At 52.8% G+C, this 20,093-nt stretch carries 18 protein-coding genes; 4 read left to right on the top strand and 14 right to left on the bottom strand.

The window, feature by feature from the left end; all coding sequences use genetic code 11:
• The first annotated feature begins 63 nt into the window (after positions 1–63).
• Positions 64–1,197 carry a glycosyltransferase family 4 protein gene (locus tag SH580_RS14935; protein ID WP_319831642.1) on the top strand — a complete coding sequence of 378 codons (1,134 nt, stop codon included), beginning with the start codon at positions 64–66 and terminating at the stop codon, positions 1,195–1,197.
• On the opposite strand, the gene SH580_RS14930 is transcribed toward SH580_RS14935, so the two are convergent.
• On the bottom strand, positions 1,185–2,180 hold the full coding sequence (locus SH580_RS14930; RefSeq protein WP_319831641.1) for a vWA domain-containing protein: 996 nt from the start codon (positions 2,178–2,180) through the stop codon (positions 1,185–1,187). The genes SH580_RS14935 and SH580_RS14930 overlap by 13 nt on opposite strands.
• Before the next feature lie 193 nt (positions 2,181–2,373).
• Between SH580_RS14930 and SH580_RS14925 the strand changes: the two genes are divergently transcribed.
• Complete coding sequence (locus SH580_RS14925; RefSeq protein WP_319831640.1) at positions 2,374–3,156, top strand: hypothetical protein; 783 nt, start codon at positions 2,374–2,376, stop codon at positions 3,154–3,156.
• 49 nt (positions 3,157–3,205) lie between these two features.
• Here SH580_RS14925 and SH580_RS14920 read toward each other — a convergent pair whose 3' ends face one another.
• From SH580_RS14920 to lpxK, 3 genes are all read right to left on the bottom strand, one after another.
• Positions 3,206–3,889, bottom strand: a complete 684-nt coding sequence (locus SH580_RS14920; RefSeq protein WP_319831639.1) for a DUF6901 family protein — start codon at positions 3,887–3,889, stop codon at positions 3,206–3,208.
• Between the two features lie 115 nt (positions 3,890–4,004).
• Positions 4,005–5,222: a nucleoside monophosphate kinase gene (locus tag SH580_RS14915; protein WP_319831638.1), complete on the bottom strand. Its 1,218-nt coding sequence runs from the start codon at positions 5,220–5,222 to the stop codon at positions 4,005–4,007.
• A gap of 59 nt (positions 5,223–5,281) precedes the next feature.
• The gene (gene lpxK / locus SH580_RS14910; protein ID WP_319831637.1) at positions 5,282–6,526 is read right to left on the bottom strand and encodes a tetraacyldisaccharide 4'-kinase; all 1,245 of its coding nucleotides are present in this window, start codon (positions 6,524–6,526) and stop codon (positions 5,282–5,284) included.
• 140 nt (positions 6,527–6,666) lie between these two features.
• Between lpxK and topB the strand changes: the two genes are divergently transcribed.
• Positions 6,667–9,222 carry a DNA topoisomerase III gene (gene topB, locus SH580_RS14905; protein ID WP_319831636.1) on the top strand — a complete coding sequence of 852 codons (2,556 nt, stop codon included), beginning with the start codon at positions 6,667–6,669 and terminating at the stop codon, positions 9,220–9,222.
• Between the two features lie 332 nt (positions 9,223–9,554).
• Here the strand turns inward: topB and SH580_RS14900 are convergent, their stop codons facing one another.
• The 8 genes from SH580_RS14900 to SH580_RS14865 all read right to left on the bottom strand — a co-directional run bounded on the left by SH580_RS14900 (position 9,555) and on the right by SH580_RS14865 (position 18,369).
• The gene (locus SH580_RS14900) at positions 9,555–10,559 is read right to left on the bottom strand and encodes a murein hydrolase activator EnvC family protein (protein WP_319831635.1); all 1,005 of its coding nucleotides are present in this window, start codon (positions 10,557–10,559) and stop codon (positions 9,555–9,557) included.
• Between the two features lie 29 nt (positions 10,560–10,588).
• The gene (locus SH580_RS14895) at positions 10,589–11,089 is read right to left on the bottom strand and encodes a hypothetical protein (protein WP_319831634.1); all 501 of its coding nucleotides are present in this window, start codon (positions 11,087–11,089) and stop codon (positions 10,589–10,591) included.
• Between the two features lie 13 nt (positions 11,090–11,102).
• Positions 11,103–11,600, bottom strand: coding sequence for a hypothetical protein (locus SH580_RS14890; RefSeq protein WP_319831633.1), 498 nt, complete (start codon positions 11,598–11,600; stop codon positions 11,103–11,105).
• A gap of 170 nt (positions 11,601–11,770) precedes the next feature.
• The gene (locus SH580_RS14885; protein ID WP_319831632.1) at positions 11,771–13,462 is read right to left on the bottom strand and encodes a GspE/PulE family protein; all 1,692 of its coding nucleotides are present in this window, start codon (positions 13,460–13,462) and stop codon (positions 11,771–11,773) included.
• 93 nt (positions 13,463–13,555) lie between these two features.
• Entirely contained in the window at positions 13,556–14,872 is a 1,317-nt protein-coding gene (locus tag SH580_RS14880; RefSeq protein ID WP_319831631.1) for a response regulator, read from the bottom strand.
• Between the two features lie 45 nt (positions 14,873–14,917).
• Positions 14,918–16,216: a sigma-54-dependent transcriptional regulator gene (locus SH580_RS14875; RefSeq protein ID WP_319831630.1), complete on the bottom strand. Its 1,299-nt coding sequence runs from the start codon at positions 16,214–16,216 to the stop codon at positions 14,918–14,920.
• A gap of 26 nt (positions 16,217–16,242) precedes the next feature.
• Positions 16,243–16,758, bottom strand: a complete 516-nt coding sequence (locus SH580_RS14870) for a GspE/PulE family protein (protein ID WP_319831629.1) — start codon at positions 16,756–16,758, stop codon at positions 16,243–16,245.
• Between the two features lie 153 nt (positions 16,759–16,911).
• Positions 16,912–18,369, bottom strand: a complete 1,458-nt coding sequence (locus tag SH580_RS14865; RefSeq protein ID WP_319831628.1) for a trypsin-like peptidase domain-containing protein — start codon at positions 18,367–18,369, stop codon at positions 16,912–16,914.
• Positions 18,370–18,549: 180 nt separating this feature from the next.
• Between SH580_RS14865 and SH580_RS14860 the strand changes: the two genes are divergently transcribed.
• A complete protein-coding gene (locus tag SH580_RS14860) occupies positions 18,550–18,810 on the top strand; it encodes an HPr family phosphocarrier protein (protein WP_319831627.1) in 261 nt (86 codons plus the stop codon).
• A 26-nt stretch (positions 18,811–18,836) separates the two neighbouring features.
• On the opposite strand, the gene SH580_RS14855 is transcribed toward SH580_RS14860, so the two are convergent.
• Entirely contained in the window at positions 18,837–19,187 is a 351-nt protein-coding gene (locus SH580_RS14855; RefSeq protein ID WP_319831626.1) for a Sec-independent protein translocase subunit TatA/TatB, read from the bottom strand.
• Between the two features lie 121 nt (positions 19,188–19,308).
• The gene (locus SH580_RS14850) at positions 19,309–20,001 is read right to left on the bottom strand and encodes a glycosyltransferase family 2 protein (RefSeq protein ID WP_319831625.1); all 693 of its coding nucleotides are present in this window, start codon (positions 19,999–20,001) and stop codon (positions 19,309–19,311) included.
• Positions 20,002–20,093 lie beyond the last annotated feature (92 nt).

The following is a 20,093-nucleotide window of genomic DNA, read 5'->3' as shown; positions in this document are numbered from 1 at the left end:
CACGTAGCCACACGGGTGCCACGCGAGCCCGAAGCGCGCGTTTACAATGTTATCACTTTTAAAATGAAAATTTGCATCGTCACCGAAACCTATCCGCCCGAGGTCAACGGCGTCGCTATGACCTTGCACCGCATCAGTGGCGAACTGCGCAAACAGGGCCACAGCGTCAGCATCGTGCGCCCCCGCCAGAGCTCAGAGGCCCAAAATGCGCACTATAACGACGAAACCATCGTCAGCGGACTACCGCTGCCCGGCTACGATGGCTTACGCTTTGGCCTGCCCTGCCGTCGCAAGCTGCGCGAACTCTGGGCCCGGGAAAAGCCCGACATCATCTACGCGGGCACCGAAGGGCCGCTGGGGCAATCCTCCATCAAAGCCGCCGCTGACCTAGGCATCCCAATCGTCTCCGGCTTTCACACCAATTTCCACGAATACATGAAGCACTACAAACTGCCCATTCTGGAAAAGATGGTGCAAGGCTTCCTACGGAAAACACATAACAAAACCCGCCGCACCTTCGCCCCCTCACAAGACGTCATCGAACGGCTCAAAGCCATGGGCATCCAGGGCACTCGCCTGCTCGGTCGCGGCGTAGACACCGAACTCTTCAACCCAACAAAACGCGACGCCGCCCTGCGCCAACGCTGGGGCGTGGACGAGCACGGCATCGTCGCGCTCTTCGTCAGCCGCCTGGCCGCAGAGAAAAACATTCCCCTCGCCGCCCAAGCCTTTCAGCAAATCAAGCGACGCCACCCCGCAGCCGCCTGCGTGTTCGTAGGCGACGGCCCCGAGCGCGCAAAGCTGGAAAAGGCGCACCCCGACTTCATTTTTGCCGGCATGCAAAAAGGCGAAGACCTCGCCCGCCACTACGCCTCCGCCGACCTCTTTGTCTTTCCCAGCGTGACCGAGACCTTCGGCAATGTCGTGACCGAAGCAATGGCCTCCGGGCTCGTCACTCTCGCCTACGACTACGCGGCGCCCGGCCGCTACATTGAAGACGGCAGCAACGGCTTCCTCGCCCCCTTCGATGATAGCCCCGCATTTCTAAAAGCCACCGACCGCGCACTCGCAGACCAAGCCAACTGGCCAAGCATCCGGGCTCAGGCGCGTATCACCGCCGAAAACTTAGGCTGGGCCGGCATCGTCAAACAATTCGCCACAGACTTGGAAGACGCACGTAAGGATCACAACTTTTGAAATTTCCCCTTATAACGACGAGTGATTTTTTCCATTGAAGCGGCCGCTTCAGGCTCGACTTGAAATCCTATAAAATGGATGCGGGGCTCGATGCCATACTCACGGGTCAAATCACGCAAGGTGCGTTCGAGCTCGTCCCATGGAACATCCCCCTGCTTCGGAATATTACGCTGGAAGTCGGCATCGGAAACGAGAAAAATCACGTCGGGCTCCATTTGAAAAGCCACCATAAAAGCGCCCTGCACACCATCTGCCGCATGGGGCAGCTGAGTCATCAGCGACTGAGTGCGCACTTTCTCAGTGATCCACGCTTTCGCGGCACGCTTGTTACGCGCACCGCCGGCGATCATATAGTCGCGAAAGCTCCCTACACTGCGGGAAAAGGGCACCAGAGCGAATTGGGTATTCGCATTAAGCCCGTCAATCAGCGTAGACAGCTCTTGAACAAAGCGCATCGTGCTGACGCCTGCCTGACTCGCTTTATTCCAGACGCTGGCACTGTTGTCGAAGAGAATGAGAATGCGCTGCCCCGAGTCTTCGATCCCGAAAAGTGAAGCGGAGGAACTGCCAGTTTGGAGCCCCTGCAAGGCACCCAGTACGCCGGACTGCCCCAACAGGGAATCGGACTGGAGGGCGGCAGGGTTGCGCTCGATCGGGTTAAAGTCACTCTTTGGCATTTGCGGCAGCGCTGGCATGGCATCGGGCAACAGTGCTTGAGTGCTGATGCGCTCTAGCTGCATGGGCGAGCTGGCAGCATTTTGAAATTCGGCCAGCGCGACTTTGTGCTCCAGTTCTTTTTGCGGGAGATAGATCTTCTTACGCGCAACAAACTCGGGATCGGACTTAAACTCGGGCACCAGCACCACGACAAATACCGCAAGAAAGAGCAAGCCCGCCTGAATCAAAAGCGCCAAAGCAAGCGGCCCGATCTTCGAGCGTTTCGGTTTGGTCGCGATGGAACTGTGCGCAGGAGCGGCTGGCATGGTGCTTGAGTGTGCGAGGGATGATGCGCATTGCAAATATTGAATCGCGCAAGCTTACTTGAGCCTCGCCTAGCCCCCCGGTTCAAAGAACCGAGGCTACGGAGAACCGGTTAAAATCAAGCTCTTTGTGCGCTTAGCCTCGCCCCGTCCCCGGTGACTCGCCATTTCTTCTACGACTCTGAATCTGACCAAGATGAATCCATACCCGAAAACCTGGCAATGCCCGAATGTGCTGGCGCTCGACGCGGCGCTGATCGCTGCGCTGTGGCTCATCGCCTTGGAACGTGTGCATGATCTTGATATCGGCTGGGCAGCACATGCAGTGCTGGGGCTCTCCGTCTGGCTGACTTATGTGGCGGATCGACTCTACGATGTAAAGTCGCGCGACGCACCGGCTCTACTCTCGATCCGACATCGTTTTTCAAAGCGCTATGCCTCGCAACTCTGGCGCGTATGGTTTGTCGCACTCGGCGCCGACCTGCTATTAGCCACGCAACTGACGAGGATGCAGCTGAAACACGGCGCTCTACTGCTAGCCATTTGCTTGATCTACACCTTATTGAATCAAAAGCTCTCGCGCCGCTTCTTTCCAAAGGAGATCTGCGTGGCATTAATCTACGCGGGCGGGGTCGCTATTTTTCTCCCCACGCCTGTGTCGGCGGGCTTCTTCGAGGCATTTGCCTTTCTCTGTCTGCTCAACTGCCTCATCATCGGTGCCAAAGAAAAACACGTCGACTCGAAGATGCGGGTGCACTCGATCGCGACCTTGGTGGCGGAGCGCTGGTTGAGCCCGCTGGCCTGGATCGGCGCGGGACTGGTCATCTTGAGCGGCGTCGATTTATGGCAGGGACTGGCCTTGAGCTTCGCGCTGCTAGGATTACTGCAGCACTGGCGCCAGCGGATCGACATCGAAACCTTTCGAGTGCTGGTGGATACGGCGCTGCTCGTGGGAGGCGCGGTGTGTCTTTTAGTATAAAGGAAGACGCCGCTCTGCGAAGCACATCGTCTCCAACAAGTCCCAATCACTACAGGTTGGGCGAATTGGTCAAATAAGCTTCATGCCGGGCCAGTTGATCGTCCAAGGAACTGGCCACGACCACCGAGGTGGCCAAGAACATGATAATCGCATTGGTCAGCGCATCGCTGGTGGCAGAGGACTGTATACGCTTAGAGAAATCCTGATTCAAGCCTTCGAGCACGCTGTATAGTTCCTTGAGCTCCTTAAACTCCCAGTCCGCCTCTTCGCCACGCCGCTGTTTGAAATATTGCTTCACTAAATACGAGCCTACCGTCCGGTGCAGAGTTTGACGAGTCGTGCAAAAGGGTATATGAAAACTAGCCATCGCGCCCAGCTCTTTTAAGACCGGGCAACCACTGGTCGCCATCATGAGTCCCAACAGTGAGTTGATGCCGACTTGTAAATCGCATTCATCAAAGTAACTACGTTCAGCAGTCGTGACCGTGACTTTAACACGCTCGATCGACTGACTGTCGGCAAAGGCTTCGATCACTTCGTTGATGCGGGTCGCCGCGGGACAGTAGGCACACTCGCTCTCCTTCAGCGGGCAGCATTTACATTGTTTATAGCCTAGACGCGCCCACTCAGGATGCGCCTCGTCTTTGTCCACCTGGCCAGGGCGCGTCGCCACATTAAACTCGATCTCACGATCTTTCAGTTCAAAGCGATAAACAACATGTTCGGAATCCATAACGCGCAGCTTGAGCAATTTTTAAAGAAGGTCGAACCCGAATCGCACGATTCAACTCATTTACCAATACTTTGGAATGACGATCAACGCACATCCAATGCTATCCTATGCTATGCTAGCGACCGCGACGAATTTCAGAGCCCTTAAACTGCACACGCACGCGATAGATCAGCTTGATTCGGGTTTTAATCTTAAAGGTCTTGGGATCGATTGAATCCGGGATCTCCTCACGATGAATATCCACCGTGGCATGATAGCCACGCTCCGAGAAAATATCGATCAACATGGCAAGCGCATCCGGATTGTGCAAAATCCCGCTTTCGGTATTCACGACGGCCGAGCCAGAGATCGCGTGGCGCTCAATGATCGGCATAAAATCCCGCCGAATGAGCTCGACAACCTGCATAAATAGCCCCTCTTGTCGCTCCACATAGGCATCGAGACGGTCGACTAAATCCTGACGCGCATGTTTGGAGATCGACATCGCAACCGGCAGGCTGGAGATGCGGTCATACGTATTCTCGTCGAGTTCCAGCGAGCCCTGGTAGCGAAGCTCATCGTCGATACGCTGGCGCACCACTTCGAGCGAACCGTGGGCATTAATGAAGTGGTAGAAGAAAATTTCCCGCAGATCTTTCAGAGCACCGTAGGTTTTTTCCTTAAATGTACGATAGCGATTGAGCGCGGCCTTAGGGTCGAGATCGGTCGGACGCAGTTCTTCCAGCTCACCGACACCAGACTCAATCACCTCTTCGTTGTGTGCTTGCGCCTCCAAACCACGATTGATCTGGCGCTTCACGCTCTCTTTTTCATCGATAAAGAGCACCACGATATGGAAATGAGGCTTCTTAAAATGCTCCGAAAACAGTGTCTCCTTAAACTTGTTACGCAGGTCGATCAGTTTCTGATAGAGCAGCTTCACACACTCCACCTGCACCTTAGTGCGGGGAAAACCATCGACTACGGCGCCAGTCTTATAAATCGGATCGAGCAGCTTACGCAGCATAATCTCGATCACTTCGCGGTCACCGACCAACATGCCGGCATCTTTCATCTTCTGCGCTTCAGGGCTTTTGAGCAGTCCACTCACCACCAACGGAGGCGCAGTGAGATCGCGATACTGCATAATGAAATTTGTATTGGTGCCCTTACCTGCGCCGGGTGCCCCATTGAGCCAAAAGATCTCCTTGGGGAAGCGTAGGTTCTCTTCCCCCTTTTCCTCTTCAAGGCTCGCCCAGACAGAGTTAAAAATGATTTGAGCGTCTTTGACCTCAAGGTCTTCGACTGTGCTCTCAGTAAGTTTGCTTTCGGCGGTGGCGGAATCGGAAGCCATATCTATATAATTAGGTAAATGAGGAAAACATTAAGAAGTGTCGAAATCCGCTAGCGAGATCAAGCCTCATTCAAGGATTCTGGCCAAGGGGCACGGGTAATCGAGGGCTGCTGGGTGCGCGGACGGCAAATTCGCTCGGTGGCGCCCTCAAAGTCCTCCTCTCCCGAGAGGATATCGATTTCGAGGCGTAAATAATACACAGGCACGGGCGCTGGGATGTCTTCAAACAGCCGCACGGCGTCTTTCTCAGTCGTGACGATCATATCGAGATCCGCCATGCCCGCCTTACGATAAAGGCGCTCGATCTCGTAGCGCGTAAAACGGTGGTGATCGAGAAAACGTTGATTATAACGGATCTCGGCCCCGAACTTACGGAGCATACTCTCAAAACTCTCCGGCGATGCGATCCCACTAAAGGCCCCGATTTTTGCACCATCCAGCGCATCCAGCGGCAGCTTTTCAGTACTGCCGACAGCTTGCAGATATTGAGGCTTATGAGCGCACTCGATAATTTCTGCTTTCGGATTATGCTCACGAATCAGCTCTAGCAAGGCCTCATCGCGCACACCATCGGACTTGGTCAAAAAAATATAACTGGCGCGGGACAGATGCTTGATTGGCTCACGCAAGATGCCACGCGGCAAGAGGTGTTGATTACCAAAAGGGTTGGTCTTATCCACCAACAGCAAGTTCAACCGCCCCTTGAGCGGTAGATATTGAAAGCCATCGTCGAGAATCAAGGTATCGCAGCCAAATTTACGGATCGCAAACGAGCCGGCTTTGACTCGGTTCTTATCACAGAGCACCACCACCCCGGGCAAATTTTTAGCCAACATAAACGGCTCATCGCCTGCCACCTCAGAATCGAGTAACACGGTCTTACCGTCGCTCACGATCTTCGGCGGCGCTTCCTCACCATGAGTCAACTTACGCCAAAGTTTTTTAGGCAATGGCTCCTTTTTACTCTTATATCCCCGACTCAAGATGGCGACTTTGCGGCCCCGCTCATTTAAAGTACGGGCAAATTTCTCGACCACCGGCGTCTTACCCGTGCCCCCCACAGTCAAATTCCCCACAACCACGACCATACAGCCGAGCGGCTTGTTACGCAGGATGCGATGCTCGTAGAGATACCAGCGTAATTGCACGATCCCACTGAACAAATAAGAGAGCGCATGGAGAAAGGTTCCCATGATCTCAGCCGCACGCCCGTGCCGACGATCATAGATGACATCGGCTGTAAATTGGGCAAAGTCATCCGCCGCCCGAGCGAGCTTAAAACGGATTCTACGAAGTGAAGGCATAGGTCAAAAAAGGTGGATGTTAAGAAAAAAGCGAATCTCAAAAACCAGAAAGAAGGTTGACGCCAGATTTAATCACCGCTTTCTCTCGAAAAAACAGCAAGTCTCTGCGATCTGCAGAGACTTCAACGTATCTATTGTTTATGAAATATTTAATCATCGCCGAGAAACCTTCCGTCGCGACCGACCTCTCCAAAGCTCTCAGCAAAGAACTAGGTAAATTTACCAAAAAGGGAAAATCACGCGATGCGACCTATTTCGAAAGCGATCAGGCAGCAATTACCTCAGCCGTGGGGCACCTCGTCGAACTAAAGATGCCGACGGGCCCCAATGGTAAAAACCTGCCTTGGAAATTTGACGTGCTGCCCGCCATCCCCGAAAAGTTCGAACTACAACCGATCGAGCAAAGCGCCGGCCGCCTGAAACATGTGCTCGGACTGGCCAAGAAAAAAGAATTCGATGTCATCGTCAACGCATGTGACGCCGGTCGCGAAGGTGAGCTCATCTTCCAATACATTATGGACATCGGCAAAATCGACAAGCCGGTCAAGCGCTTGTGGATGCAATCCATGACCACCAGTGCGATCCAGGAAGCCTGGGCGCAGCTACGCGAGGGCGAGCAAATGTCCAACCTGGCCGATGCCGCCAAATGCCGTTCCGAATCGGACTGGCTGGTCGGACTCAATTCAACCCGCGCCCTGACCTGCTTCCGCTCTCGCCACGGCGGCTTCAACATCACCGCGGCAGGCCGCGTGCAGACCCCGACACTCGCCATTCTCGCCAAGCGCGAGCGCGAGATCCAAGCCTTCAACCCCGAAGACTACTGGGAAGTACACGCCGATTTCGCCGTCGCTCAGGGCAACTACCCGGGCAAGTGGATCGATCTGGGCTGGAAAAAGAACCCGGAACAGCCACACGGCCGCGCTGAACGCATTTGGGACAAAGCCACTGCCACCACCATCCGCGAACGTTGCGCGGGCAAAGAAGGCATTGTGACCGAAGAGAAAAAGCCCACCAAGCAGATCGCGCCGCAACTCTATGATCTCACCACGTTGCAACGCGAAGCTCCCTTCACCGCGAAGAATACGCTGGGCCTGGCACAAGCACTCTACGAACGCCACAAAATGCTGACCTACCCCCGGACAGACTCACGCTATCTGCCGGAGGACTACATGAGCAAAGTGCAGGAAACCATGCGCGAGCTGGCCGGCTCCAAGCACCCAGTCGCCGAATGGGCGGCCAACGCAATCGAAGAAGGACGCATCAATTTCAATAAGCGCATCTTTAATAATGCCAAGGTCTCCGATCACTTTGCGATCATTCCGACTGGCCGCGTCGTCAAACTCAACGAACAAGAGTCCAAGCTCTACGACATGGTGGTCAAACGCTTCATCGCGGTATTTTTCCCCCACGCCGAGTTTGAGGTCACCAAACGCCTCACAACCATTAACCACGGCACCGAAAAAGACACCTTCCTGACCAATGGTAAGACATTGACCAAGCCAGGCTGGCTGGCGGTATATGGCCGCGTAGCCGGAGTCGCCACCACCAAGGATGAACTGGTCGCCGTAAACGATGGCGAGAGCGCTCAAACCGAATCAATCGAAGTCGAAGACAAAACCACTAATCCCCCCGCGCGTTACACCGAGTCGACTCTATTGGCTGCAATGGAAGGTGCCGGCAAGTTGATCGACGACGACGAACTGCGTGAAGCCATGGCCGAGCGCGGCCTCGGCACTCCCGCCACTCGCGCAGCCACCATTGAAGGCCTGCTACGCCAAAAATACATCGCCCGCGATGGACGCGACCTCAACGTGACTGGTAAAGGCCTACGCCTGATCGAGCTGTGCGAAGAAATGGACATTAAGGCCCTCAGCTCTCCTTCCATGACAGGCGACTGGGAAGCCAAGCTCAACAAAATGGAAAAAGGCGAGATCAAGCGCGACGCCTTCATGCAAGAGATCAACAGCTTCACTGCGGATGTAGTTGAAAAGGCACGCTCACACATGCAGACCTTGGTCAACCGCGTGTTCCCCGACTTAGAGTGCCCCTGCCCCGCTTGCGGTGCGCCACGTCTGAAACAGACCGACGCCACCTATGAATGCCGCGAACAAGAGTGCGATTTCCGCGTATCCAAGCATATCGCAGGCCGCAAACTCAGCGAGGCAGAAGCCATCGAACTCTTCACCACCAAAGCCTTACCTGAGGTAGACGGCTTCGTATCTCGCTTCAACAAACCGTTCAGCGCCGCCCTCAAGCTGGCGCAATCCGTCTCCAAGACAGGCAAGATCGGCAAGTGGAAGACTGAGTTTGTCTTCGACGGCGACGAAGCGCTGACAGCCGAAGAGCTCAAAGAGGAACAAGTCATCAAGACCTTGAATTTAAAAGATGGCAAACAGGTAAAGCTCTACGCGACTGACAAGGCCTACCACCTACCCGAACTCAAGACCAAGGACTCACCCGATGGTTTCCGCTTGGGCAAAGTCATTCTACAAAAAGAGCTTCAGCCCGAGGAAGTCGAAAAACTTTTCACCGAAGGCAAGACAGCCCTACTTGACGGCTTCATCTCCAAACGCACCAAGCGCGCATTCAAGGCACACCTCACACTCGACTTTGAAACAGGAAAAATAGGTTTCGAATTCGCACCGCGAGCCGCCAAGAAAGCCGCCAAAAAAGCAGTCAAAAAGGCCGCACAATAGTCCCCGGGGAACGTCGAACATCCAACGTTCAACGCCCAATATTGAATTTCTGGCACCTAGGCATCGCTAAGTAGAATCATCACCCGTAGAGAACTCGCGCGAGCGAGGTCCCCGGGGGGCGAACGTCGAACATCCAACGTTCAACGTTCAACGCCCAATGTTGAATTTCTGCCACCTAGGCATCGCTAGGTAGAATCATCACCCGTAGAGAACTCGCGCGAGCGAGGTCCCCGAGGGGGCGAACGTCGAACATCCAACGTTCAACGCCCAATATTGAATTTCTGGCACCTAGGCACTCGGTAGAATCATCAGCCGTAATTTCGACCGAGTGCTTATTTGAAACCGAACAACTTCTTAATCGTAGTGATCGTTCCGGAGGCGATCGACGGTGCGCTGCCGCCGACGTTCAACACACGCCGACACGTCTGTTCTTCCAATAAGGTCGGGTTATACGCGATCACTTTCACGTCGCCGGGCCTGCCCTGCAATGGCTCACTCGCAAAGCGTGGCGTCCACTCTTTGGGCACACCATATTTAGTAAATGCGATATCCCAGGCCACCACCGCTTGCCCCGCAAAGGGCTTCGTCACCAACGCGGGGTAATCTCTCACAAAACTCGGCACCCGATCGCTATACACACGGATCCGAGCCACAGCGGGGAGGCGCTGCAAATGCTCATACAAGTTTTTAGCCTCACCATGTCGAATGGCTTGGTAAAATCGCAACGGATCAATGCTCACCAAATTCATCCCATTCCAGCTGCCATGCCGGTTCTTGTTGCCGAACTTTTGACGATCATACCAAGACTGAAAATCATCCGTCAGCCGAAAGCCGATCTCGAAGTGTACATGTGCCCGACTAGTTGGGATCGTATAGGTCGCCGAGCGCCCCATGATGCCCAGCACGCTGCCTGCTTCGACACGCGCCCCCGGCATGATACCATCGGCCACACTTGCCAAATGTGCATACAACGTATGATAGCTCGGCACCTCTTGATCATGCTCGATCACTACATAGCGCCCATAGCTGCTGTAGCCTGCGACGCGACTGGCATGCACGACCTTGCCAGGTAGCACCGCATAGACTGCATCAAGCGGTTCACCGCGGCGATCCCGTTTAACGGGAAATAAATCAAGCCCTTCGTGAAAACGACTGCCACTATTGCGCACACAGCCAAAAAGCCCCGACTCAGCCACACCGGAAACAGTCGGCTGTATATACGCCTCAATGGACTCCCCATTTTGAAAGGCAGGATTGGGCGTCGGCCAAATCAAATTGGCTCTTACAAATAAAGGCACCAGCAAAGCCAGCAGCAGAATGATCTGTTGTCTCTTCATAGGATAGAGCAGTGAATTGTGAAACAGGCCTACCAACTCTGGCTCTTCTGAAGCTCAATCAGGCTTCGCTTCAAATCAATGACCAATGGTCCGATTTCCTCATCATCCACTTCGACGAAGGTATAAAAATTGCCATCTGCAATCGCACCATCAATACGCCGGGCTCCGATCGCATTGCCATTCACCGTCAGCACAATACGTGCCCCCATGTTTGTGACGGACGCCCGATACAAATCACGCGCGCCTTGCCCCCCGACCTGGATAAGTAAAGCCAGCCCACGGTCCACCTTGACCAATTCAACATTACGAATGTCAAACTCACTGACCACTGGCTCCCCTTGGATGCTGATCGTCATACCACTTACAGGCAAAACCGCCGTATCCCCGACAATGGAGCCGTAGTTGACCCCTCGCGTCTCCAACATTAAACGAGGCACAGATAAATTCTCAGCGGCATCCTTCTTACAGCCGACGAATAGTAGTCCAAGACTAGTGAATATGAGAAAAAGTAATAGGGCAATTGGGCGCATATATTGTGTTCAGTTAAAGAATAAGGTCACCAAGGGTGTCTTCTATTTTGAGCATCAGTTCCTTGGAAATATCAACAATCGGCACCTGCAACTGACGCTTACTCTTCACGTGCAAATAACGTTGCTCCCCAGAAGTCTGGCGATCACCGAGAGCACGCAATACACGCTTACGCTCCAGCATAAGCGAGAGTAAATGTTTCAACGCGTCCGACTCTTCCTGCGCATCAGGCTGATCATTTTCATAAAGTGAGAAGAAAAAATCCTCTGCCGAAGCCATGGTCTCGCGCGCATTTACCCCATCTTCGTCGGGCTCCTTAACTACACGCGTCCAACGTCCCAGCACCTCGCCGGGCAAATCGAAATGATCAATTTCATCGGGCAACAGATCTGCTCGCCCTAACTCCCCGGCCTGATCGTCCTTATAAATCAAACAGACGACCCGATCGCCCGGATTAAAGGCCTCGCCACTGAGAGTCGACTTGCGCGCGATTGTTTTAAATTGCCATTCCATAACTGCAAAAAAGAGAAGCCTCACAGGCTGCCGAGCCTGAGCAATCTTGCAACCAAGATATCGCCATCGCGAACAAATGAGTCCCGAAGCAAAGTCATCGCCCCCTGCTGGCAATCCGCGAACAATCAACTGAGCCGCGGAGCTCTCTGGCTCGCAAAACTAGACGAAAACTAGACGTTATGGTCGATTTCGTATTCCTCCATGTCAGGCGGCACCGTTCCGAGAGCTTCTTCCATGGTGGTGAGGCCCTCTTTCACTTTGAGCATGCTGTCTTGGTGGAGAGTCATCATACCAGTGCGCATGGCGATCCGCTTGATCACGGCGGCTTCTTCACCCGCGTTAATTGCTTTAATCAACTCCTCACTGGTTGCCATTAGCTCATGAATACCGACACGTCCCTTGTATCCATTCCCTCCACAAGCTGGGCAGCCGTCCTCATTCACCCCCGGCACCTTTCCAGTCCAACTAAGAGCGCGCTGAATGATCTCTGCTTGATTCCCCTCAGGCATATAATTTTTCTTACAAGACTTACACACCCGACGCATCAGACGCTGAGCACAGACACAAATCAAAGAGGCCGAGATCATGAATGGCTCGATTCCCATTTCAGTCAGTCGCGACACCGTAGTCGGCGCGTCATTGGTGTGTAAAGTGCTGAACAACAAGTGCCCCGTGAGCGCAGCTTCGACCGCGATACCAGCGGTTTCGCGGTCACGGATTTCCCCCACCAAAATGACATCAGGGTCTTGCCGCAGGAAGGCGCGTAGAGCAGAGGCAAAAGTCAGCCCAATCTTACGCTGCATCTGCATCTGTAACAGCCCCGGCAAAGTATATTCGATCGGATCCTCCGCCGTGCGAATACAGATATCGGAGTTATTAATCTCATTGAGCGCGGAATACAGAGTCATCGACTTACCCGAACCCGTAGGTCCACAGTGCAAGATCATACCATAAGGACGCTGGATCAACTCACGATAAAGCCCGAGATTACGATCAGAAAAACCAAGTGCAGGCAGTGGCAAAGTGCTCTTTTGCTTATCTAGGATACGCATGACGATCCCCTCACCGTGATTCAGCGGAGCCGTCGATACACGCAGGTCAATATCAACTCCGCGCTTATTGTATTGCTTGAAGATAATACGTCCGTCTTGCGGCATCCGCTTCTCCGCAATATCGAGTTGCGCCATCACCTTTAGACGCGCTAACAAAGCCCCGGAGGCGGCGGTCGGTATGGTCAGACGATTGAGCAAAACACCATCCACTCGCACGCGCACACGGGTTTCTTTCTCAAATGGCTCAATATGGATGTCACTTGCGCCCGAAAAGTAAGCTTCCTCGATGATACGGTTGGCCAATTTGATGATGGGTGCGGAATCCTCATCCGAAAAATCGTCTTCATCAATATCTTCTTCACTCTCATAGTCAGCACCCAGTGCTTCCACGACATCACCAAAACCGACTGCCTGATGTTGGTCGCCCTTATCATCGACGATCTTTTCGATTTCTGACTGCAAGCCCAGCAAGACAGAGACCTTCATGCCTGAAATCTCATGCACCTTACTAGTGACATGCAGATCAAAGGGATTACTGAGTGCGATAATGATATGATCCCCCGCGAAGCCGAGCGGCAAAACTTTATTCGCCTTACAAAAGTCCTTATCCAGCTTGGAATAAGTGGTCTCTGTGACCATGCAGCGCTTAATATTGATCGGAGTCAGATCGAAAGCGCGGCTTTTCGCAAATAGCAACTGGTGTTGCGTAATCTTATAATCGGTAGCCAGTAAGACTTCGACCGCCTCACCTGACATTTCCTCATCTGTCTCGATGATATTCTTAAATTGTGCATCGGTCAAATGACCCATCTGGAGAAGATTCTCCAGGATAGCAGTTTGGATACGAGCAAGAGCCATAATTTAAGAGTCTATCGGAAAGGAAAAGAACATCATTGGAGAAAATCAGATACGGCTCAGCTCCTCACGGAGCAGTGGCATTTTTTTAAGGTCATCTCTAGTTTGAACCGAAGAATCCAGCTCTAGCTTCTTAGCGAGCTCTGCGGCCGTCAGCCCACCTTGTTCCATCTGCTCCTGCAGGTATCGCCATTGCTCCGCTTTCATTAATGTAGCGATCCGACGATCCGGAGACACGAGCTCAATCGACTCACCAAGCGCCTCACACAGCACTTTGTGCGTAATCGATTCATCGGCACTGGAATTAACCGCAGAATGCACAACCTCCTGCACCTGTTTGTAGTTACCCGGCCACTCAAAAGAGAGTAAGGCATACACCGCCTCAGCTGTAAATTCACTAGAGCGACTACGCCCGGAACGATCGGCTGCGATACGAGCCACTCGACGTGCGTAAACCGCCACATCACTCGGTCGTAGACAAATTGGGGGCAGAACCACCCCCGTCTCCCCGGCCAGTTCCTCAAATGCTGCCCGAGACGTGTCATCACTATCCACTGTTACAATATAAACGATGAGCAAAGACTCCGAACCTTCCACTTCACGCTGAGCCGCTTCTGTTAATTTACGCGCCTGCGTTACGTCATCGACCGACTTCAAGCGCACGCCAACGACTCGACTCTTTTCAAAGTCGGCAAGCACCGCACGCAATTGAGCAATCGCGTGCGTATTGGAAGTAGGCAAGTCAAACACATCAACTGGCATATCACCATTTCCCCGCCAACGAGAAAGATCTTTAACCGCAAGCTCCGCATCGCCCCCTTTCGGCTCCAGCAGATATAACTCTGTGCCCTCCTTTGCGATGCCCCATGCACTTTGCAAAAATCGATTCGCTAAAAAGCTACTCGCGCTAAAGAAACGGGGTTCTTCAGGAAAACTGAGCGCGACCGCCTCGGCCTCCGCCGATTCTCCCTCCTGCACGCATTGCTCCTTTTCCAGATCCGTCATCGGATCAGAAAAGCGCGCCACATGCTGTAAGAAACTCTCCGTATCCAGCGGCTTTTCCATCACCAGCGTCACACTCATATTCGCCACCTTCACCAGCTCAGGCGTATTCATTAAGCCTGAGACTAAGATGAACGGTAGATTTGGATAGAGCTCTCGCGCCTTTTTCAAAAAGTCAGCCCCGTCCATCACCGGCATCTTATAGTCGGAAATCACCAGATCGTAGGGGATCTCTTCCAACTGAGCGATCGCGCGCTCTGGACGCGTAGCCATATCGACACGATAATCATTCTCACGGAGAAGATCCTGCAGCATTTCTGCGTAATTTTCTTCGTCGTCTAAAACTAATATTCGTCCGGCCATATATCTATATATTCTTTGTGTATTCCCTAAGAAGCAGCGACCTAGCTATTTAATCTTCGCGTCTATCGATACCACATCGGTGTCGAAAAAGCTAGCTGCCTTACTGCGATCTCCCCCGAAGAGGATGGCCGCCGCACGTAAATAGTCGACCTGCTGACTGGAAAGGTGCGATTCGAACAGAGTGCGAGGCGATGCCCCGGAAGTCAGCCGAAGTGCAGATTTGACAGCCGCGTGGGTGATCACATCACCTGGATTCTGATCCACAATCTTACGCACCGTTGCGCGTAATTCTTCGAAATTTCGCTCCCATACATGCTGACGAAACAGATCGCGAGCCGAACGTTCGAACCGAGGAACACTCGCTAATGATTTTTCACGGGCGACTTCAACCACCAATTGCTGCGCCATCACACCGACGTCGACATTGCATTCACGCAACGGCGGCACACGCACTTCTGCAGTTCCCATCAAAATATATAAATTCTCATCAATCAGCCCCTCATCAAAAAGAGAGTCCAGATCCCCACTCACACAGAATATTGTCCGAAGTACAACATCGAGCCCCTCAAAAGCGCCCTCGTGCTTAGCAAGTGTCGTCGCGAGCTTCTTCTGCTCCGCATTCATTGTTTCCAATTCCAACAACACGCAGGTCACACGCTCGACCCCGCCCTGCTGGGCTGCCTCAATCAATGACAAGGCCTGCTCCTGATCGAAAGATCCCGCACTGAGGTAAATAAACTGCTCCACATCCCCCTCGTAAAACCCACGTATGTCCTCGCAAATACTGCGATAGTGCATTCCAGGCTCACCGATCAGTGAAAGCGTGGACTTAAAGTTTCGCAAGCTATGTAGGCGCTCCGCAAATGAAGCCGACGCGCCTGACTTACATGGATAAGAGCGAAAAGAAAACCCAAACTTTACACCCGCATCACTGCTATCCTCATCAACAACGCCATGAGCCGACGTATTTTCGATCTTTTTCGCCTCCTCAATCAACTCCGCAGTCCGCTCCATCAGCGAAAATATATTCAACGGCTTCAGGAACACGCCTCCAACACCTTCACTGATAAGCTCACGAATAGTATCATTCTCCAAATAGCCAGACACCATGATCACCGGCACTTCCGGCTTGATCTCTTTAATGACCTTCATGAACTCCGCACCAGTCATGTCGGGCATCTTATGGTCGGTCACCACCAAATCGTATTCCGTCTCGCGAAAGACCTCAACCGCCTCAATAGGGTCCGTAATTGAAGTCACGATGTAATCGGCTTGTTCGAAAATATCAGTCAACAGACTGTTGAAGTCTGCGTCGTCATCTAGAATTAAAACGCTATATGGCATATAAAATTAGGTCGGGTAGTAGAAAATTATGATTCGTCTTCGGCCGCGGCATCTTCAGCTTCATGTATGTCCTCAATACGCTCCAGCGCGCGACTGAGCGATGACATCGACGTGCCATACCAGATCACGCGCCCATCGAGTGCTTCCTCCCAATATTTCACGACAGGGGCACTCATATAGTAACAAGTAGCCAACATATAAGTACCTTCAACATAATCAAATGGAACTGTCGAAGAAGCCCAACAAAGTGGCAAGTCGACCTTCATCGGCCGTAAAGACTGTAGCTCGACATAATTCAAATCGATCAATCCCAGCTTCGACTCTTCCACCAAGTAATCCAGGAGCTTGGATTCTTCCAATTTCTTAAGATCAAACAATAACGTGGACAAGATCGATGCGCGCCTCAAATCAGCCGCCTGAATCGCTTCCATAAACTTGCCATTGGCCTCCTCTAGGTCCCCCGAAGCGACCAGCCCCTTGTCGACAAGAGCTGAACCTAAAAAACGATTACTACGAAGTATTAAAGCGCGATGCTGCTGCATGAGTATAAATTCTCAGTAAAGATGCTCTATAATCGCCTATAAGGTCAAGACATCAGAAGCCCGAATCCCCGCGGGATCTCGCTTTACGAAAAATTAGTCAATTAATCGTTAAAAAGAACATTTCTCACCTGTCATTCTGGCATGTAAATCCAGCTAAGGACGAATCGCCAGATAGGTCACACGCCCTTTATAATACACATACACTCGGCTGACACGACGCGACTCCAACAAAGAGCGTGCATGGGCAATCGACTCGGGTGCCACCCCGTTGATCTCGACGAAAACCAACCCCGGCTCAATCGCTTCCGCATACACCGAATCCGCCTCAACAGACACCGCCACAAGCCCTTGAACCCGCCAATCGAGGCCATACTTCTGCCGTAGCGCATCATCGAGCCATGCAAAAGTCACGCCATCAAGCAACTCTCCAACTTGCGCATCTGCACCGTAGGGATTCTCAGGGTCCCCCAACACCACTTCCAACTCACGCATCTTCCCCTCCCGACGGAAACGCACACGCACCGACTCCCCAGGTGGACTCGCTGCCACTTGAATCCTCAACTTCTGGATCGAGCGCACCTCGACACCGTTGATGCCTACAATCACATCGCCACGCAAAAGCCCCGCCGTGGCAGCCGGCAAGCCCTCAACCACCGATTGGATCAATACCCCCGCCCCCTCGGGCACTTCAAATGCCTCCGCATAATCTGCATCCACATCCTTCAGGCTCACCCCGAGCATACCACGGCGCACCTCCCCATCGCGCACCAGCGCCAGCGCGATCGAACGCGCAAAGGTAGAAGGTATGGCAAACCCCAGGCCAATGCTCCCGCCACTCCGCGAAAGAATCGCAGTATTAATCCCCACTAAGCGCCCATAGGCATCGACCAATGCCCCACCGGAATTGCCAGGGTTGATCGGTGCATCGGTCTGAATAAAACTCTCGTAGCCCGACTCTCCAAGAATCGATAAATTGCTTCGCTTGGTTGCGGAGACAATACCTTGCGTGATCGTAAGCCCCACTCCCATGGGATTGCCAATCGCAAAGACAATATCTCCCACTTCCAGCTGATCACTATCCGCAATCGGCAGGAATGGCAGCCCCTCGGCATCGACTTTGAGCACCGCAAGATCACTGCGAGGATCACGTCCCACTAACTGCGCGGTCAACTCACGGCCGTCATTTAACTCGACCAGTAGCTCATCAGCCGGCTCTCCATCACGCGCAGTAATGACGTGATTATTCGTTAGAATATAGCCATCTGCAGAAATCACAACGCCGGACCCCACCCCCTCGTTGATGCGTCGCTCAATCTCTTCAGGCTCCGGCCGCTCCGGCGTCGGCAATCCATAGTAGCGACGCAGCATTTCCATCCGAGGGTCCATACCTCTCTGCCGGATATAACGCAAAATGCTTGCCGAGTGCACCGCCACCACCGCCTCTTTCGCGGGTTTGAGAATCGACGCATAACTGGTTAAATAACTTGGATCCTCCCGATTGATCCCGCTTGAATCCAGCGGCAACTCTAAATCCGCGGCCGGCACAGAGCTCCCGCCCAAACACGCCAAGCAAAACAAACTGCTACGAAAGAAATAAATCCATTTACGCATGCGGAATAATTGGAGCCAATAAGAGTCAAAAATCAACCTTTCGTCGCGCATCCGCCAAGAAAGACTCTCCCTCGATGAGCAGCCAGACCTCGCACGCCCCAACAACATGCCACACAGCCGCCAGTGGCAAACGGATCAAATTTACTTGAACAAATCACCCATGGGATAGTCCAACCATGCATGAAAGAGACCGAGGTGATCGTTCAATGGGAAGCAGGCCTACATCTACGTCCAGCAGCAAAATTGGTGCAGCTGGGCAAAGACGCCAAATCCACGATTCAAATTAAGTCCGGCAACAAAGTGGCCAACATCAAGAACATCATGTCGATTCTAATGCTCTGCGCGAGCATGGGCACGACGCTGACCATCGAAGCGAACGGAGAAGACGAGCAAGAAGTCACCCGAAACATTGAGCAACTTTTCATGGATTTAGACGTGTAGACGGCTCCCAAACAAAGACAACACGCTCACTCCGGTGACGTTTCAGAAGCCGCTTTCTTAATCTCGCCAGATTCGGAGCTTTGTGCAGCAGAATCCGACTGTACCTGCGGCACCTCCGGAACTGAAGTCGCCTGAGGCGCTGCCTGCGCAACTGCTTTCTCTGCGGGGCGAGCTGACACCGAGGTAGACTCAACGTCCATCGCAGTACGAATGTCTTCTTCAATGCCCTGAGTCGCCCGCTTAAACTCGCGCACCGATTGCCCCAACGACTTAAATAGCCCTGGCAAGCGCTCCGCTCCAAAAAGAAGCAAAACAACGAGAAAGATCATAATCATTTCCGGACCATTGATATTCTCTAAAAATGCAAGTGTGTTCATAATATTCTACCGCTGAACGAACTATCAACTAGGCCCAAGCCTCGATTTTTTGCAAGTAGCTTCTAAAAAGGAATCACTCCCATTTACCCTTCGATGCGTCCTGCGGCTACAGAGTCCCTACCTATCGGAACAAGCCGTATTTCATAATCGCATAGATCGCACGCACACCGTCGCGCCAGCCGATCTTCTTACCTTCATCGTAGGTGCGACCGTAGTAAGAAATGCCCACTTCATAAATGCGCACATTGAGCTTCGAAATTTTAGCGGTGAGTTCCGGCTCCACCCCGAAGCGATTCTCCTCGACTGTGATCTGATCTAGCACCTCGCGGCGAAAGATCTTATAGCAGCACTCCATGTCAGTCAGGTTCAGGTTTGTCATCATGTTACTCAGCATGGTGAGAAATTTATTCCCCAACATGTGCCAATAAAAGACCACCCGATGGGCACCGCCGCCCATGAAGCGAGAGCCAAAGACCACGTCGGCCTGATCCCGTAAGATCGGCCGAATCAACCCAGGCAGCTCCTCTGGATCATACTCCAAATCCGCATCCTGAATCGCCACAATATCACCCGATGCCAGTGTAAAGCCTGTGCGCAAAGCCGCGCCCTTGCCTTGATTCACCGGATGATAGGCCTTTTTAAAAATGGGGTCCTGAAAGTCAGACTCCAGCAAGGCACGCGTACCATCAGTCGAACAATCATCGACTAAAATGATTTCCTTAACTGCCATTCCCTCGACGGCCCGCACGCGCCCGACAATCTCGTGTAAGGTCTCACGCTCGTTATATATGGGGATGACAATGGATACTTGCATCCGCCCAAACAAAGCCCTCGCCCCACAAAGGGCAATATTTATCAGGTCAAACTCTGCTTGCCTCAGGGCTTTGCATGGGCAAGCTACCGCGA

Origin of the sequence: Coraliomargarita algicola (assembly GCF_033878955.1) — a bacterium.
GTDB classification, from domain to species: Bacteria; Verrucomicrobiota; Verrucomicrobiia; order Opitutales; family Coraliomargaritaceae; genus Thalassobacterium; species Thalassobacterium algicola.
The sequence above is the reverse complement of the archived record's forward strand: the minus strand, read 5'-3'. Positions and strand labels throughout refer to the sequence as shown.